The organism is Mucilaginibacter sp. UYP27 (assembly GCF_040547175.1).
GTDB lineage: Bacteria > Bacteroidota > Bacteroidia > Sphingobacteriales > Sphingobacteriaceae > Mucilaginibacter.
On sequence record NZ_JBEPPE010000002.1, the window covers coordinates 651,789 to 668,564 of the forward strand.

General features: G+C 43.4%; 11 protein-coding genes. 6 read left to right on the forward strand and 5 right to left on the reverse strand.

Annotation, left to right across the window (positions count from 1 at the left end):
- Positions 1-104: 104 nt before the first annotated feature.
- From ABIB39_RS10865 to ABIB39_RS10890, 6 genes are all read left to right on the forward strand, one after another.
- The gene (locus tag ABIB39_RS10865) at positions 105-1,103 is read left to right on the forward strand and encodes a FecR family protein (protein ID WP_354429848.1); all 999 of its coding nucleotides are present in this window, start codon (positions 105-107) and stop codon (positions 1,101-1,103) included.
- Between the two features lie 40 nt (positions 1,104-1,143).
- Positions 1,144-4,788, forward strand: coding sequence for a SusC/RagA family TonB-linked outer membrane protein (locus tag ABIB39_RS10870; protein WP_354429850.1), 3,645 nt, complete (start codon positions 1,144-1,146; stop codon positions 4,786-4,788).
- A 13-nt stretch (positions 4,789-4,801) separates the two neighbouring features.
- A complete protein-coding gene (locus ABIB39_RS10875; protein ID WP_354429852.1) occupies positions 4,802-6,271 on the forward strand; it encodes a RagB/SusD family nutrient uptake outer membrane protein in 1,470 nt (489 codons plus the stop codon).
- A 19-nt stretch (positions 6,272-6,290) separates the two neighbouring features.
- Entirely contained in the window at positions 6,291-7,634 is a 1,344-nt protein-coding gene (locus ABIB39_RS10880; protein ID WP_354429854.1) for a zinc-binding metallopeptidase, read from the forward strand.
- Positions 7,635-7,655: 21 nt separating this feature from the next.
- Complete coding sequence (locus ABIB39_RS10885) at positions 7,656-8,969, forward strand: DUF4302 domain-containing protein (RefSeq protein WP_354429856.1); 1,314 nt, start codon at positions 7,656-7,658, stop codon at positions 8,967-8,969.
- A 223-nt stretch (positions 8,970-9,192) separates the two neighbouring features.
- Positions 9,193-9,756 (forward strand): RNA polymerase sigma-70 factor, encoded by a 564-nt coding sequence (locus ABIB39_RS10890; protein ID WP_354429858.1) that lies wholly within the window; start codon positions 9,193-9,195, stop codon positions 9,754-9,756.
- A 113-nt stretch (positions 9,757-9,869) separates the two neighbouring features.
- Here ABIB39_RS10890 and ABIB39_RS10895 read toward each other — a convergent pair whose 3' ends face one another.
- The 5 genes from ABIB39_RS10895 to ABIB39_RS10915 all read right to left on the reverse strand — a co-directional run bounded on the left by ABIB39_RS10895 (position 9,870) and on the right by ABIB39_RS10915 (position 16,501).
- Complete coding sequence (locus ABIB39_RS10895; protein WP_354429860.1) at positions 9,870-10,010, reverse strand: hypothetical protein; 141 nt, start codon at positions 10,008-10,010, stop codon at positions 9,870-9,872.
- Positions 10,011-10,037: 27 nt separating this feature from the next.
- On the reverse strand, positions 10,038-10,928 hold the full coding sequence (locus ABIB39_RS10900) for a hypothetical protein (RefSeq protein WP_354429862.1): 891 nt from the start codon (positions 10,926-10,928) through the stop codon (positions 10,038-10,040).
- Positions 10,929-10,975: 47 nt separating this feature from the next.
- On the reverse strand, positions 10,976-12,202 hold the full coding sequence (locus ABIB39_RS10905; protein WP_354429864.1) for a family 16 glycosylhydrolase: 1,227 nt from the start codon (positions 12,200-12,202) through the stop codon (positions 10,976-10,978).
- 17 nt (positions 12,203-12,219) lie between these two features.
- Positions 12,220-14,094 (reverse strand): glycoside hydrolase family 30 beta sandwich domain-containing protein, encoded by a 1,875-nt coding sequence (locus ABIB39_RS10910; RefSeq protein ID WP_354429866.1) that lies wholly within the window; start codon positions 14,092-14,094, stop codon positions 12,220-12,222.
- Positions 14,095-14,590: 496 nt separating this feature from the next.
- Entirely contained in the window at positions 14,591-16,501 is a 1,911-nt protein-coding gene (locus tag ABIB39_RS10915; protein ID WP_354429868.1) for a 7TM diverse intracellular signaling domain-containing protein, read from the reverse strand.
- Between the last annotated feature and the right edge of the window lie 275 nt (positions 16,502-16,776).

Consider the following 16,776-nt stretch of genomic DNA (forward strand, 5'->3'; position numbering starts at 1 on the left):
ATCTGTTTCTGTAAGGCTTTTTTTACGGGCAAAAATTAAATTAATTGAAATTTCTTTAGGGGTAAGCATACCGGTTAATTGTCTAATGTCGAAAACCGCGATATATGCAACTGAAAGATTCTGATTTATTAAGAATTACCCGCCATTTAAATGAACCGGCTGATGAACAATTGGGCCATGAAATTGATGTATGGCGGTCTGAATCACCTGACAACGATAAAGCGTACAACGAGCTTTTAAAAGTTTGGAACCTTACCCCGGGCACCCGTGTGCTGGAGCAAATAGATGTAGCGGCAGCTGTTAGCAGGCTCGCTCTTGAATTAACTAATCACGAAGAATACGAACCTGAACCAACAATAACTCCGATACGCAGATCAGCCCTTTGGGGCTGGGCTGCCGGTGTTGCAGCTGCTCTGTTGGTTTCATTTGCTGCTTACTTGTTTTACAGCAGTTACAACACTGTAAATTATCTAACCAAAACCACGCAGGGCGCAAAAGATTCGGTATTACTGGCAGATGGGTCTAAAGTTTATATGGATGCCTATACCACCGTAAAATATCCCGAAGAATTTAAGGGTAACACCAGGCAGATCTCTTTTGTATCAGGTAACGCGTTTTTTAAGATAGCCAAGAATCCGGCTAAGCCATTCCTGATCCAAATGGATAGTGTAACAGTAAAGGTTTTGGGTACATCCTTCAATATTCACGACACTAAAGACATGGTTAACATTGATGTCAAGACCGGGAAGGTAATGTTTTTTGTGAAAGATGTACAAAAAACGGTTTTGGTAGCCGGCAAAGGGGCGGAGTTTAACAAACATAATGGTAGTCTGCAATTTTTTGACAGCGTTAACCAAAACAGCGATTCGTGGTTAACCGGCGAACTGATCTTTGTAGATGAGCCACTTGCCAAAGTGTTCAAAAAATTAGCAGACCAATATAAGGTAGAGATCGACCTTGATACAAACCTTAGCGCCCTGGGCAAGCTTAACGCGAAATTTGACAACAGCAAGTTGGAAGAAATTACCGGCGTACTGGTACAAACTTATCCTATTGTTATTAATCGCCTGCCGGGTAAACTGGTGATAAGAAAAGCAAAATAAAACAACTTTAACTAAACTATATCTACTTACTACTGACTCTATGAAAGAAAACTTTTACAAAAAGAAAGCTTTTACGGCTCGTAACTTACTGCTTCCCGGGCTATTGCTTTTTTCGGCAGTTAGCGGTAACAGCAGCGCGGCACAGGTTTCGCAGCCATCGAATGGAAAACTCGAACCCTATCTCAAAACCCTTGAGGGCAAGTACCATGTTAGCTTTGTGTACGATGCTGCAGAAATTAATAAGGGGGCATTTATCTCTTACAATCCGCGTTCGTCCAGTATTAATGATGCGTTAAGGCAGTTGCCTGCTACAGCCGGTATTAACTACACCATTGTTGGCGACAAAGTAATCCTTAAAAAAAAATCGGTGTCATCTATTCCGGACGATTATGTTATTGTAAGGGGAAAGGTATCGGCCAGGGCAGGAAAAGGCATCGAAACATTGCCGGGTGCAACCGTATCTGAAAAAGGTACTAAAAACGTGGTTTCTACCAACAATAACGGCGAGTTTAGCATTCGGGTAAAAAATGATGCAGTTTTAACCATTACTATGGTGGGATATAAACCACAAGAGCATAAGGTTACCGCGGCAAATCTATTTGTTGATATTTTGCTGGTTGAAGATAATATGCAACTTGAAGATGTAAATATAGTATCTACCGGTTATCAAAAACTGGATAGGAAACTATTTACCGGCGCTGCAGCCAGCTTAAAAGGCGGCGATGTAAAACGCGAGGGTATTACCGATGTAAGCAGAATGCTTGAAGGCCGCGTAGCGGGTGTATCGGTACGAAATGTTTCAGGTACATTTGGTGCCGCGCCAAAGATCCGCGTACGTGGGGCTACTTCTATCAACGGCGATAACAAACCTTTGTGGGTGGTTGATGGTGTGGTGTTAGAAGATGTGGTGAACATATCTAATGAGCAATTATCAACAGGTGATGCCAATACATTGATCGGCTCATCGGTAGCTGGTTTAAATGCCGACGATATCGAGAGCTTTACCATCCTGAAGGATGCTGCCGCCACCGCGCAATACGGCGCAAGGGCCATGAACGGTGTGGTAGTAGTAACGACTAAAAAAGGTAGAAAAACTGATGGTAAGCCAATTGTATCGTACACAGGTAACTTCTCCAGCTACCTGAAACCATCTTACAGTAATTATGATATCCTGAACTCTGCCGACCAGATGAATGTTTACCTGGAAATGCAGAACAAGGGCTGGTTAAATCATTCGTCGGTTGCCAATAACCCTACCGGTGGCGTATTTACCAAAATGTTCAATGAAATGTACAAGTACGACCCGGCTACGCAAAAATACGCGCTAACCAACAACGTACCAAGCCAGAAAGCTTTTTTACAACGTTACGCAAATGCCAATACCGATTGGTTTGATGTATTGTTTAAAAATTCGCTGATGATGGAGCATTCACTAAGTGTAACATCGGGTACCGAAAATTCGCAGTACTATGCATCAACCAGTTTTTTAAATGATAACGGGTGGACTATTGGCGACCACGTAAAGCGTTTTACAGGTAACCTTCGCGGTACTTTCAAGATCAGCGAAAAGCTATCTTTCGAGTTATTAACCCAGGGATCTGTTCGTGACCAGGTTGCTCCGGGTACACTTGGCAGGAACAGCAACCCTGTTTTTGGCAGTTACGACCGCGATTTCGACATCAATCCGTTCAGCTATTCTTTAAATACCAGCAGGGTACTAACCCCTTATGATGGTAACGGTAAACTGGAGTATTTTACAAGGGATTACGCGCCGTTCAACATCATTAACGAACTGCAAAATAACACACTTGGCTTAACGCAAATTGATTTTAAAGGGCAGGCAGGCGTTAAATACAAGATCATTAAAGATCTGCAATACAGCTTTGACGGTGCGTATCGTTTCGCCAAAACCAACCAGGAGCATAAAGTTACCGAAAACTCTAACCAGGCGCAGGCTTACCGCGCTGGTTTGGCCGAGCAAAATGCTACCATTATGGGTGGCAACCGTTTCCTTTACCGTAACCCGGATAACCCGAATGATTTGCCGGTAACGGTATTGCCATACGGTGGTTTTTACAACACGGTAGATGATAATATCACCAACTATTATTTCAGGAACGCGCTCGAGTATAACAAAACCTTCAATGGCGTGCATTTGGTAAATATTTATGGTGCACAGGAGTTGCGTTATATAAACCGCCAACACAAAACATTTGACGGCTACGGTTACCAATATGATCAAGGTGGTGTACCGTTCATCGACCCAAACATTGTAAAGCAAAATGTTGAATCGAACTTCAACTATTACAGCATGAACTATAACTACGAGCGGTATTTAAACTACCAGCTTCGAACGGCTTATTCATATAAAGGCAAATATAGCATCAACGCGACAGGCCGTTACGATGGTTCTAACCTGCTTGGCGAATCGCGTACTGCACGCTGGTTGCCTACCTGGAACATCTCTGGCGCCTGGAACATGGACACCGAAGATTTTATGATGAAAGAAAGCATCAGCAAAATCATTAACCGTGCTACCCTACGCGCTACTTACGGCCTTACAGCAAGCATGGGCCCGGCTACAAACTCGAGCCTGTACCTGTTGGCACGTAATACTAACCGCCCGTATGCATCAGAGAAGGAAACCGCTTTATATATTGCAGGTTTAGAAAACTCTGAACTTACGTTCGAAAAGCAAAAAGAACTGAATATTGGTGTAGACCTTGGCTTTTTTAAAGATCGCCTTACCTTAACGGTTGACTGGTACAAAAGGAGGGGGTTTGACCTGATCGGCTTGATCCGTACATCTGGCATCGGTGGCGAAGAAACCAAAGTAGCCAACTACGCCGACCTACAATCGAAAGGTATAGAGGTAACCCTTGGGGCTGCAATTATCAAACAAAAAGATTTTTCGTGGAACACACAGTTAAACTTTGCACATAATACCAATAAGATCACTAACCTTAAAAACCAACCGTTAATATTTAACCTGGTTAATGCTGATGGTGGTGCGCAACAAGGCTATCCGCAACGTGGTTTGTTTTCTATCGATTTCCAGGGCTTAGACCATGATACCGGCAAGCCGTTGTTTATTAACGAGAATGGAACTTTGGGTACCAACGTTTACATGCAAAGTGATGTTACAAAATACCTTAAGTACGAAGGCCCTATAGATCCAACCTTAAACGGTGGTTTTTATAACGCGTTCAAGTATAAAAACTTTACCTTCTCAGCGTTGGTAACCTTTAGCGCGGGTAATAAAGTAAGGTTGTCTCCACAGTTTAAAACAAGTTACAGTGATCTGGATGCTATGTCATCGGTATTCCTGAACCGTTGGGTGATGCCAGGCGATGAGACCCGTACCAACGTACCATCTATTTTAAGCCCGCGCGAAGTGGGTCAGTTGGACGGTTACCCATATAATAATTACAATTATTCATCGGCACGTGTTGCAGATGGTGGCTTTGTGAGGCTTAAGCAAGTATCAATGGGATATTTTATCCCAACCCAGTTGATCAAAAAGTTTGGCTTTAATAACGCATCTTTAACTGTAGTGGCCAATAACGTATTATTGCTTTACAGCGATAAAGCATTAAACGGGCAAGATCCTGAATTCTTTGGCTCGGGCGGGGTTGCTTTACCTATACCACGTCAGTTCACTTTATCACTAAAGGTTGGATTTTAATTAGCATCATATCATGACAAAAAAATACTTTATTATCATACTTACACTTGCAGCTGTATCAGCCACATCCTGCAAGAAATTTTTGGAGCAGGCACCTGATCAGCGAACCAAGTTAAACACGGTTGAAAAGGTTAGCGAAATACTGGCTACAGCTTACACCCAGGCAGATTTTGCAACCTTTACCGAAGCAGCATCAGATAATGCCGAGGATAAAGGTGTAAATGTTGGGGAGTTAAACCCTGCCAACCAGGACCCTTACTTGTGGAAAGATGTAGAAAGCAGGGATACCGGCACACCAACGTTTTTCTGGAATGCAAGTTACGCCGCAATTGCCGCGTCGAATGCTGCACTTGCCGCTATTGACGAGGCGCCCGATCAAACAGATTACCTGCCATACAAAGGCGAAGCGTTAATTGCCCGCGCATATGCACACTTTATGCTGGTAACGTTATACGCCAAGGTGTACGACCCTACAGCGGCTAACGATTCGCCGGGGATACCTTACGTAACTACTCCCGAGAAAGTAGTTTTTCAGAAATACAGCCGTGGAACCGTAGCATCAACTTACGCGGCTATAGAAAAAGACCTTTTAGAAGGTTTGCCGCTAATTAAAAACAGCGCTTACAGGGTAGTTAAATACCACTTTAACCAAACCGCGGCTTATGCTTTCGCGGCACGTTTTTACCTGTTCAAACGCGAGTACGATAAGGTTATCCAATATGCCACGCAGGCTTTCCCGGGCAATAGTTATGCAAGTAACCTGCGCCCATGGAACACCAAGTATTACGAAGCATCGGCAGGTGAGCAAGAGATTATGTTTACCCAGGCAGCAGAAAATCCAAACCTTTTGTTAACAGAAGCGCCTTCATCATGGGCACGCAGCTATGCAGGTTTCAGGTACGGTATGGGTTTAACCTTAAACGTTGCCCTGCAGCAGCCAAATGTAACCGGCAGCAACTGGAGCGGTATTAAGGTTTACTCGGTTGGCGTGCCAAACTATAAGATACTGAAATACAGGGAACTATTTATCCGTTCGAGCCCCAACGCCAACATCGGTTTGGCTTTTACCATTTTGCCACAATTTACGACCGATGAAATGCTTATAAACAGGGCAGAGGCCTACATTAACACCGGCGATTACACCAAGGCCCTTGCAGATCTTAACACTTTTGCGAGCGTACGGATAAGGGATTATGACCCGGCTACCGATGCGGTAACTCTTGAGAAAGTAGCGCTCTTTTACAATACCGACGATATTAAACAGGGCTTGATAAATACCGTGCTCGATTTTAAAAAGACAGAATTTATACAAGAAGGCTTACGCTGGTTAGATATCGTAAGGCTTAAGTTACCTGTAACGCATAATATAAAAGCGGTTAACGGTACCAACACTTATATCACTTTAGAGGCTGAAGATCCGAGGCGTTTATTCCAGCTCCCATCAGAGGTCTCGCTTTCAGGCATCCCGTTAAACCCAAGATAATCACTCTTAATACAAGAAAATGAAAAAGATATTTTACAGATCAATCTTAATGCTCGCGATAGTAGCGATGGCATCATGTAAAAAGGAGGGCACGCTAAATGCTAATCTGGATGCTATTGACCGTAACAACCCGGCTAATATCGCGGTTGATACCTGGCTGAACGATAATTATGTTGTGCCTTACAACATCGAGGTTAAATACCGCTGGGATGCTTTTGAATTAGACCTTTCAAAAGATATGACCCCGCCAAAAGAAGAAATGGTGATTCCCGCCATGGAAACCGTACGCGATATATGGATAAAGCCTTACGAAAAAGTTGGCGGTGCCAATTTTATGAAGGTTAACTCGCCCAAGCAATTTGTTTTGGTGGGTAGTCCGCAATTTAACGGTGATGGTACCATAACATTAGGTACTGCAGATGGTGGCCGTAAGATAGTATTGTATGTGATAAACAACTTCTCTAAAACCAACCGCAGCGGTATCAAAGGCATGGCTAACCTGATGTACCACGAGTTTACGCACATCCTAAATCAAAAGCTTGCTTTTCAAACACAGTTTGCTTTGATAACCAAGGCAGATTATACCGCCAATTGGAACATCCCAAGTTTGGAAGAAGCACGCTCGTTAGGTTTTATCACCCAATACTCGCGCTCTAACCCTATTGAGGATTTTGCCGAGATGGTTTGTAACATGATCGTAATGGGCAGGCCCTTGTTTGATGCTACCGTTGATGCCCTGCCTGATGATCCGCGTACCAAGCTTCGTAAAAAAGAACAGTTAGTGGTAGAGTATTTTAAAACCGCATGGAACATCGATTTTTATGAGTTACAGAGCACCGTGCAGGATGCGATAGACCAACTGGCACCTGTCATCCTTAAAAACTCTATCGGCCCCAACAATTTGTATTCCACCTTTACTGCTAAACCTTCAGAGGAGCCGCAATCGGCAGATTTCCTGGCCAAATGGAATACAGCTAAGGCCTCTATGGACGCTGTTGGCTTTAAGTTAAAAGAATATAGCTTTACTTACCTGGCTAATAACATTGTAACGCTGCGTTACACATTCACCAATAGTGCCGGTACTACAACTTACTATGGTGATGCCGATTATAAATACACGATAGACAATGCCGGGGTTACGAAGTTTACGTTAGTTAATCCTCAAACCAGCGGAACAACCTATGGTAATATGGGTGTTATAAAACCATTTATGACAGCTGTTGACAGTTATATACAAGGCAACGATTTTAAAATTGATTGGGCGCCGGGTATCGATAACAGCACCAAAGGGTTGCCGGGGGCGAGGGGCGCGTTCTATAAGGTAACCGATCCAAGTTCGTATTTAACCGGGGCTTTAAACTAACCTCTTTAATCTTACTTACAAATGAAAAAATATTTAATATATAGTTTTATCACTATCGCCCTATTTGCAAGCTGCAAAAAAGGCGTAGACCCTGCCGCAGGCGAAAGGCCCGAAGAGCGAACAGCCACAGCGTTAAAAACGTACGATGATGCCCTAACGGGAGCTCCATACGGCTGGAAAGCGTTCCTTTACCCGTCAGGCGGCAGTGGTTTCTCTTTTTACATGACGTTTAACACCAGCAACCGGGTAAGCATGTATGCCGACATCAACAGCACATCTACCCAAACAAGCTCGGAAAGCAGCTACCGTTTAAAAGCAGTGCTGGCGCCGTCGTTATTGTTCGACACTTACAACTACATGCATATCCTTGCAGATCCTGCGCCTGAAGTTAACGGTGGGACAGCGGGGTGGGGCTTGTATTCAGATTTTGAGTTTACGTTCGATAAGTTATCAGGCGATAGTATCCTGTTGCACGGCAATATGTTAAAAAGCCAGTTAATATTGGTAAAGGCAACTTCGGCCGAGGCTGATGCCTACAAAGCCAAGCAACTAAATATATTGGTGAACAGCATTGTTGATTATACAGCCGCCAACAAAAACTTATACCTGCAACTTGGCGACGATATCAAGGTCCAAACCACGCTTAACATTACCTCAAAAGTATTGAGCTTGAACTGGGTTAAAGATAATACGGTATCGCAAAGCACTTCGGCATTTGCATTTACGCTTACCGGCGTGGTGTTAAAGCAACCCGTGGTTTACGAGGGTAAGAAGATAACCGAGTTAACCTGGGATGCAGCAGCCAAAAACCTTTACACTACAGTAGGCGGGGAGAAGGTTGTTATACAAGCATCGCCAACACCTATTTTGCCTTTACATTTACTTATTGGGGTAAGTTATAATAATATTATTGTACCTAACGCCACCAATTATGCGGGCTGGTCTGTAGATTTTGTAACCAGGCGCGCAACTGCCGCATTGGCAACACAAAAAGGCCCTTACGGTTTAAGGTTGGATAGGATGCAGTTTATATTTAATGTGTTAGAAAGTAGCCTAACCGTTACTGTAGATATTTACCAGGGCAACAATAAATTTTTGGCCGATTTCCCTTACGCTTACATCAAAACCGGCGACGGCGTTTACAAGTTTAACGCAATCCCGCCTACGGGTAATGCAGGGCTTATTGTAAATGAGATGGCACCGCTTACAACACAACGTATAGGTGCCGACCACTTTATATTAGACTATTTCTTTGACGCTAATACCGGCCAAACATTAGGGCAGTTCAAAAGTGTTGAACATCCCGATTTTGCTTTTACTGGCTCACTAAATTAAATAACAATTCAAACAGGGCCGGCTAATTACCGGCCCCGTTTTATTCAAATCGTGCGCTGTTGTCGTTTAAGTAAACATTTCATAAATTAATTTCGTATCTTGAAATATCATCTGTCCTGAAAAAATGCAATTAACTGTTAAGCTTAACAGGGTGTTTATCAATTGTCTGTGTCCAAATAATGTTTTAATTATTTGATGTTTTATGTTTTAATAACGTACGGAATTGAATATTGTAACTGATCAAAACACTTTTACAAAATTTTACGGCACTCATTTTCAAACATATGCGCTACTTGCTATGCAATATGTCGACGATATATTTGTGGCAGAAGACATTGTACAAAACGTATTTGTTAAATATTGGGAAAACCCCGCTGTATTAGAAAATCCATCTGCATTAAAGGCCTACCTGGGCCGTATGGTAATAAACAATGCTATCAATCATTTGAAAAGAAATAAAGACCTGGAGAGGCACCACAACACTATCGGTAATGACTTTGACGAACAAGATGTTTACCAGCAATTTTACGAGCAGGAACTTAAAGTAGCCATCTATAAAGAAATTGATCTGCTGCCCGAGCAGTGTAAAAAAGTATTTAAACTAAGCCGGTTTGATGGCTTAAAGTACAAAGAGATAGCCCACATGCTTGACCTGAGCGAGCGTACTGTAGAAAACCATATTGCCAATGCGTTAAAAGTGCTCCGTAAAAAGATCTTTACCGATACCGTAACCGTAGAAGCAAATCTGGCTAAATATAAATTTCTGCTGGTTTTTATTGGTGTTTAATAGTCTGTTAAAAAATATAACCACTATAAGCCAAACCCTTTGCTACGCTTTTAAAGTTATCGCCCGGGTTTAAGTTAACATGCGGAAAACGCTTCTGGAGCAACTTTTGAATACTACCAACTATAGATATACCACCCGTTAAAACTGAGGCTATCGATGTTTTTTGGGTCGATATCATTTTGCAGCATAAACGCATCAAGATAGTTTGCTATGCGGTTTACATCCTTTGCAATAATACCTTTATAAACCTTCATTCGCTTCAAAAATTAAGGTTTGCATCGTTACAGGGTTAATGTTATCCCCATTGATATCTGGTAACCATTACGTTCCACTTTATTTAGTTGTGTTTTATTGCTTTCCCCACTATTAAAAAAAAGTTCATCTATGCCTTTGCCGGTTTGCCATGTGTAGTAATTACCCCCGGCTTGGATAGTGATATTTTTAAAAAGTCTGTATGCCAAAAAAAGCTCACCGTCGATACCAAAACCTTTAGCGGTGTGACGGTAGCTGACTGGGTGCTGAAAGGTTTGGATCAGGTTCCAATCCGCGGCGGCATTATAGCTTACCTGGTTGTAGGTAGCAGCTAAGGATACTTTAAGTTTATTGGTGATGCCAAATGCTGATTCCGCTCTACCGAAAGGGCCTTTCCAGTTGGCTTTATAGGTGCTGTTAAGGTCAGGGAAGTTACCGGTCCGGTCCAAAATATAAAATGACTGTGTGCTGATGCCGTAACCTGCATAAGCATTCAAATTAAACCTTGATTTGTTGATTAGTTGGTATCCTGCCGCCGCCGACCAATCCCTTGAATATCCTTTATCAGCATTGAAGCGTTCATTATAGACCACATCGGTCCGGTTCTCGCCGTTATAATCATTATCTGTAACCGTACCCGAATGAACAAACACATGTGAGTAACGGGCATCTAACAATAGCTTGCCCCAATAATTCCATTGCAAAGCCGCGGTAAAAGTTTTTCCGGCAACTTTTTTCCATTGCAATTCCGAGTAAACATTGGGGCTTTCGCCTGCAAGATTACCCGCGATAGACCACTTTAGGTTCTGCTGGGCATAGCCTGTAGTTAAGCTTAACGATATTTTTCGGGGTATATTTTGCGCAAACACAGTGCTTATGCAGGTGACTGCAAACAGGCCGGTAAAAAAGGATCTTCTCATCAGAAAAATAAAAAGCCTGCCCTTTAGGGCAGGCTTAAACAGGTGATCTATTGGTTAATGCCAAACGCTTCCCAACCAGATGCCGTAGCTCTTGTACAGGTCATGGCCTGGGTGCCGTTCTCGCTGGAAATGAACTTGCCGTTATTGCCCCTAAGCGTTATTTTACCATCGCCGGTGGGCACCCAGTCAAACTTTTCCCAGTCGCCAATGGTGGTTCGGTTACAGGTGATCGCTTGTGTTCCGTTTTCTGATGATACGTATTTATTCATAGCGCGCAAGGCAACCTTACCATTGCCCGCATCAACTATAGTAAATTGCTCCCACGCTTGCGCGGCTGCGCTGGTACAGGTCATAGCCTGAGTGCCATTCTGGCTATTAACGTACTGGTTGTTAAAGCCTTTAAGCGTAACCGTTTGGCCAACTGGCGCTGTGGAACCAGTGCCGCCGGTTATGTTGTACACACGCACATAATCTACCAGCATGTTGGCTGGCAGCGCGCCGTTATTGATCGTGTTCCCGGGCAGGTCGCCGCCTACTGCAAGGTTCAGGATCAGGAAGAAGGGTAACTGAAACTCTTCGGTGCTATTGATGTTGTTTTGGATACTGCCCGTATGAAACAGTGTGCCATCTACAAACCATTTAATACTGTTGGCGTCCCATTCAACCGCGTACAGGTGGTAATCTGTAACGTTATTGACCTGGGTGTTGCCGCCGTAATAAACATGGCCATTATTGTTCCAGTGCATGGTGCCCAGTGTAGTATTGCTGGTATTGGTTTGCTCCATAATATCAATTTCGCCACACTGCGGCCAGTTTACCTGGCCTATATTGGCGCCCAGCATCCAAAATGCAGGCCAGCTCCCCTGAAAAGCGGGTAGTTTAATACGCGCCTCTATCCGGCCATACCTGACCGTAAACTTACCTGCGGTGGTTATTTTACCTGATGTGTACGGCTGCCCGCCCATGCTTTGGTTTTTACCAGTTATAACCAGGTTGCCACCGGTTACGGCAACGTTTGCCGATGAATAATACTCTTTTTCGTTATTTACGTTCGGGTTGCCGTTGTCAACGTTCCATTTGCTGCCGTCTACGCCGCTGCCGTTAAATTCGTCCGACCATGCCAGCGTTAAAGCCCTTGGCGTGGTGGTAGCATTTTCGGCACCTGCCTTAACATCCGCGGATTGGCTGATATCCTTCTTACAGGATATTAGAACGATCCCCGCCGCCAGGACAAGGCCGGCGCCTTTTAGCATTTTCATTAATCGCTTTTTCATATAGTTTAGTGTTTGGTTTATTGGTTAATGCCAAATGCTTCCCAGCCCGATGTAGTAGCGCGGGTACAGGTCATTGCTTGTGTGCCGTTTTCGCTGGAAATGAATTTGCCGTTATTGCCCCTGAAGGTAACTTTGCCATCGGTTGTAGGCACCCAATCAAACTTTTCCCAGTCACCAATGGTAGTACGGCTACAGGTTATGGCCTGCGTGCCATTTTCTGAGGACACATATTTATTCATTGCGCGGAGCGCAATTTTACCGGCGCCGGCATCAACTACGGTAAACTGTTCCCAGGTAGAAGCAACAGCGCTGCTGCAAGTTATGGCTTGCGTGCCGTTTTGGCTATTTACATATTGGTTATTAAAACCTTTTAGTGTGATGGTTGACCCTATTGGTGCACCGGTTCCGCCACTACCGCCGCTGCCCGGTGAGCCGGTCCATATAAAGGTTGCAACTGCACCCGCAGCTAAAGTATAACTAAACGATTCGCTGCCCCATTTTACCTTGAAGTTTACATCGCCGCTACCGCTGTTTGAGGCGATAAGCACTTTTGAACCATCACTATTTTTAAAGGCCACGTTCTGGATGCTCCCCGCGATGTTAGAGCTGATACGCACTGCGCCCGGCCTAACAAATTTTGAAGCATGCGCTATAATATAGTAGCCCACATTACGGGTTATAGATGTACCGCTAACCGTAATGCCACCTAAACACGTGCTGCAACCGCCGTTGGTGTGCGGGTTGTTATTTGGATCGGCGGCTAAATTCCATTCCAAAACATTGCGGCTCCAGTTACGGGTTGCGCCAATGATCAGGGTGTTGATATGCCAGCCAAGGTCGCCGCTAAAGTTGCTTGGTGCGCCTACCCATTGTTCGGTGAAATACACATTTTTATTTGGATAAGCATTGTGCACATCTGTAAGCGTGCCAATATTTCCTGCGTATAAGTGAAAAGCAGAGCCATCTACATATTGGCCGGCATTACCTACAACAGTAGTAGCATAACTTGGCACATCTGTGTTATGGTCATAAGCAATGATCTTGGTATTTAACCCCGCGTTGCGCAATTGCGGGCCAAGGTTATTGTTAATGAAATTTACCTGCTCATTTGCCTGCATAACCATACTTGGATTGTTGTAGGGGTTAAGCGGTTCGTTTTGCGGGGTAATGGCATCAATGGTGATACCCTGTGCTTTCATGGCCTGGATATATTTTACAAAATACCGGGCGTAGGCATCATAATAAGCGGTGTTTAAGCTCCCGCCGGTATAACCATTGTTGCCTGTAGTATTAACCTTCATCCAGGTAGGGGCGGTCCACGGCGTAGCCAATATTTTAATGTTTGGGTTTATGGCCAGGATAGCCTTGAGGATCGGCAGGAAGTCGGTGTTTTCCTGCGCCAGGCTAAAGTTATTCATGTTTACATCGCCCGACGTTTGGTTATAGGTAAAATCGGATGAACTTAGATCAGAAGCACCTATACTTATGCGAAGGTAACTGATGCCTATTTGCCCACTGCCGGTGCCAAATAACTCGTTTAGTACGGCGGCTTTATTGCCGCCTAAGCCGTTTAACAAGCTTGCGCTGCCACCAGTAAGGGTAAAGCCGAAGCCGTCTATCCCCTGGTAAGTTACGCCTTCGTCAACCGTAACGGTATTCGCGTTTGTACCAGCGTCGGCGGCAAAATTAACTGTGCTCTGGGATAAGAGCGCGCTTTTATCCCCTTTGGTTAAAAATACGCTAACCGGCCCGGTGGCAGCGCGGGCCGTAGTACCAGTTGCGCCGGGGACATCTGCGGCCGGCGGCCGAACGTCTTTTTTACATGCGTAATTCAGCAGTACAAAGGCGAGCAGCACCGCCGCGATCAATTTTAAACTGTAATTAATTTTCATAATAGTTATTTGGTTTGAGTAATTGGTTTGCATATTTTGGTTTTAACGGGCAAAAGGGCTATTAACTGATATTTAAAAAGCAAGCATACGTGATTCGAAAGACGAAGCCTTGAACTTTAGGTTTTTCAGTAAGATAGCAGATGTCGTTACAATTGGTTAAGACAAATTTAAAGCAATTTCTACGTTATAAACAAATATTTATTTTTATAAATAGCTGATAATTAGTTAATTAAATATTATCTGATACGCTTGAGTCACAATGGGTTTTTATTAATAGCTATCTTTAAATGATTTAAAGCACTATTGATAAAAAATAAAAAAAAGTGTTGATACGCTTTCGTCGCAATTAATTATAGCGAAAAAGGTGTAAATTATACACCAACTTAACTATTAGATAAATAAAGTTGCGGCGATTTTTTAATTTCGTAAGGAAAGTGTTTTCGGGTTGCGTGCTATCAGAGAAACCGGCGCATCCCAAAAACTTTAATTTATGTAATTATTCTGCTGCCGATGTATCTATAACAAGTTTACTCCAGCCCTTACTACCAGCGTTACGCAGTTCTTTTTTCATACCATCCATCGCCTTTTTAATACGCGTGCTGTACGCCCAGCAGGTACTTTGCCGGATAGCGAGTAACTCAGATAATTTATGCGAGGAGATCTGGCCTTTTGTGGAATACATCAGGAAGATCATATAAAATGCTTTGTTGATGGGTATACGGGTGTTTTGCAGAATAGTATAAGCGATAACCGATTCCTCGTACCCGCATTTAGAACATCGGCGGCTATAAGGCTGGTGCCCGTTACCATAGTGATCGTTCGGGCATTTTTTGCAGGCGTACCCATTGACCCATTTGATTTCAGCCAGGAATTTGAAACAGGTATCTCTATCCGGGTAAATTTTGCTAAACTCTTCAAAACCAACCTCAGTGAGCATAACCCGATCATATGTTATTTTTTCAATATTGTTATATAGTAAAATATTGTCCGTTTCCAGTAAAACGTTCATCCTGGAGATCTCCCCGGCCTGTTCTTGCAGTAGCTTATTCACCTCGGTAAGTTTCGTATTCTGTGTCGCAATTACCGATGTTTGGTCCAGGATCTCTTTTGTGCGAACGGCAACTTGCTCTTCCAAGCTCCTGTTAAGCATGTCTTTCAATTCCTCGTTCTTTTGCAGTTGCCTGATCATGCGCTCCTGTGCCTGGTCTTTTTCGCGCTTTAGCAGGCGCAAGCGGTCGCCAATGGCGAAAGTAATGAACAGCATTTCCATAATGAAACAAAAGCTAAGGCTGTAAAAATTAATAGCGGTAACCGGCAACCACCAAAGATTTAAAGCAATAAGCGTTTTTATAACAAAACCGAAAAACAGGAAGCTATAGCCGATCACAAAGAAACGCGCCGGCCTGTAACCTTTATATAATACATACCACCCTGCCGCATACGAGGCAGACAAAGGAATCAATTCTATGATTTTGTATTCGAACCAAGCCTTGTTGATAAGCAGGCATGCAATAAAAAACAGGCACCGCGCCAGGAGTATACCCGTTATGATTTTATTGTAGTGCGGGGCACGCTCTTTTAAATTGAGCAGGCTTTGCGCAAAAAGGGTGGCGAATATACTGGCCAAAAATAGTGCTATTCCATAAGCATAATGGTTCCATGCGGGGGCCATTTGCCACAAATATTGGTAAGCAATACCGTCGGTACACATTTCATAAAGGCCTATGCTTAGGTTATAAGCTATGTAATAAAGGTATTGCCGTTGCCGCATGGCAATGAACATCATAGAGTTATAGAGGCCAAAGACCAAAATCATACCGTAGAATATCCCGAAGAAGAAATACTCGTCAAGCGCATAGCTTATAAACCAGTTTACAGACCGCAGCACGATAATAACATTAGCAGACTGGTTGGAGCGCAGGCGAAAGTAATATGTATTCCTTTGCCTAAGATCGTCATCAAGGTTAAGTCCGAAGTTTTTATGGCTGTATACGCGGTCAGAGAATGGGCGGTTACTGCCCAGTTGCTTTACCGCATACCTGTTGTGAGCAGCCGGCGAATAAACGGTGATACTATCGATGGTTTGATCAAAAAACTCCAGGATCCAATTGTTCTTTGTGGCGATAGATTGATCGAGCGTAATGCGGTACCAATAGGTCGCATTAATATCGTTTAGCTGCGGGGTAGGATTAAGATTGGGTTTGAACTTGTTATTAAAAGCGGGGCCGCTAACCCGATTGATGTTTAACTGGTTGCCACGCTCTATATAATATTGTATTTCGCCGTACCGGAATACGTGCTGCTTTGCAGTATCGGTCACGGGGATAGCCACCTGCGCTTTAAGCGGAGTTAAACAGCCGTTCAATAAAAAAACAAGGCATAGAAAGCCAGGGTAAACTTTATACATGCTAAAGTAGGTATGTTGTAGCTGTTTTGCTTTTGCGCCCGGGCAGGCCTGCAAAAGCAGGTTTATAATTCGAAAAGCAATCTAATGATTTTATTACAATTCATAGGTCGTAATACATTTATTATGTAAAAAGTAACCGGCCTTCATTAAATGTAAGATGATGCTTATGATATAAATAGCATAAAATTTCTTTAGACATAAAACTATAGAGTCAACTAAATTAGCATAGTGGACCTTCATTATTTTTATATGTCTTAGTTCAGAATGAAATCAGA

Coding starts and splice junctions, on each gene's coding strand:
- ABIB39_RS10865 (WP_354429848.1), top strand. CDS start 105: ATGCAACTGAAAGATTCTGATTTATTAAGAATTACCCGCCATTTAAAT.
- ABIB39_RS10870 (WP_354429850.1), top strand. CDS start 1,144: ATGAAAGAAAACTTTTACAAAAAGAAAGCTTTTACGGCTCGTAACTTA.
- ABIB39_RS10875 (WP_354429852.1), top strand. CDS start 4,802: ATGACAAAAAAATACTTTATTATCATACTTACACTTGCAGCTGTATCA.
- ABIB39_RS10880 (WP_354429854.1), top strand. CDS start 6,291: ATGAAAAAGATATTTTACAGATCAATCTTAATGCTCGCGATAGTAGCG.
- ABIB39_RS10885 (WP_354429856.1), top strand. CDS start 7,656: ATGAAAAAATATTTAATATATAGTTTTATCACTATCGCCCTATTTGCA.
- ABIB39_RS10895 (WP_354429860.1), bottom strand. CDS start 10,010: ATGAAGGTTTATAAAGGTATTATTGCAAAGGATGTAAACCGCATAGCA.
- ABIB39_RS10900 (WP_354429862.1), bottom strand. CDS start 10,928: ATGAGAAGATCCTTTTTTACCGGCCTGTTTGCAGTCACCTGCATAAGC.
- ABIB39_RS10905 (WP_354429864.1), bottom strand. CDS start 12,202: ATGAAAAAGCGATTAATGAAAATGCTAAAAGGCGCCGGCCTTGTCCTG.
- ABIB39_RS10910 (WP_354429866.1), bottom strand. CDS start 14,094: ATGAAAATTAATTACAGTTTAAAATTGATCGCGGCGGTGCTGCTCGCC.
- ABIB39_RS10915 (WP_354429868.1), bottom strand. CDS start 16,501: ATGTATAAAGTTTACCCTGGCTTTCTATGCCTTGTTTTTTTATTGAAC.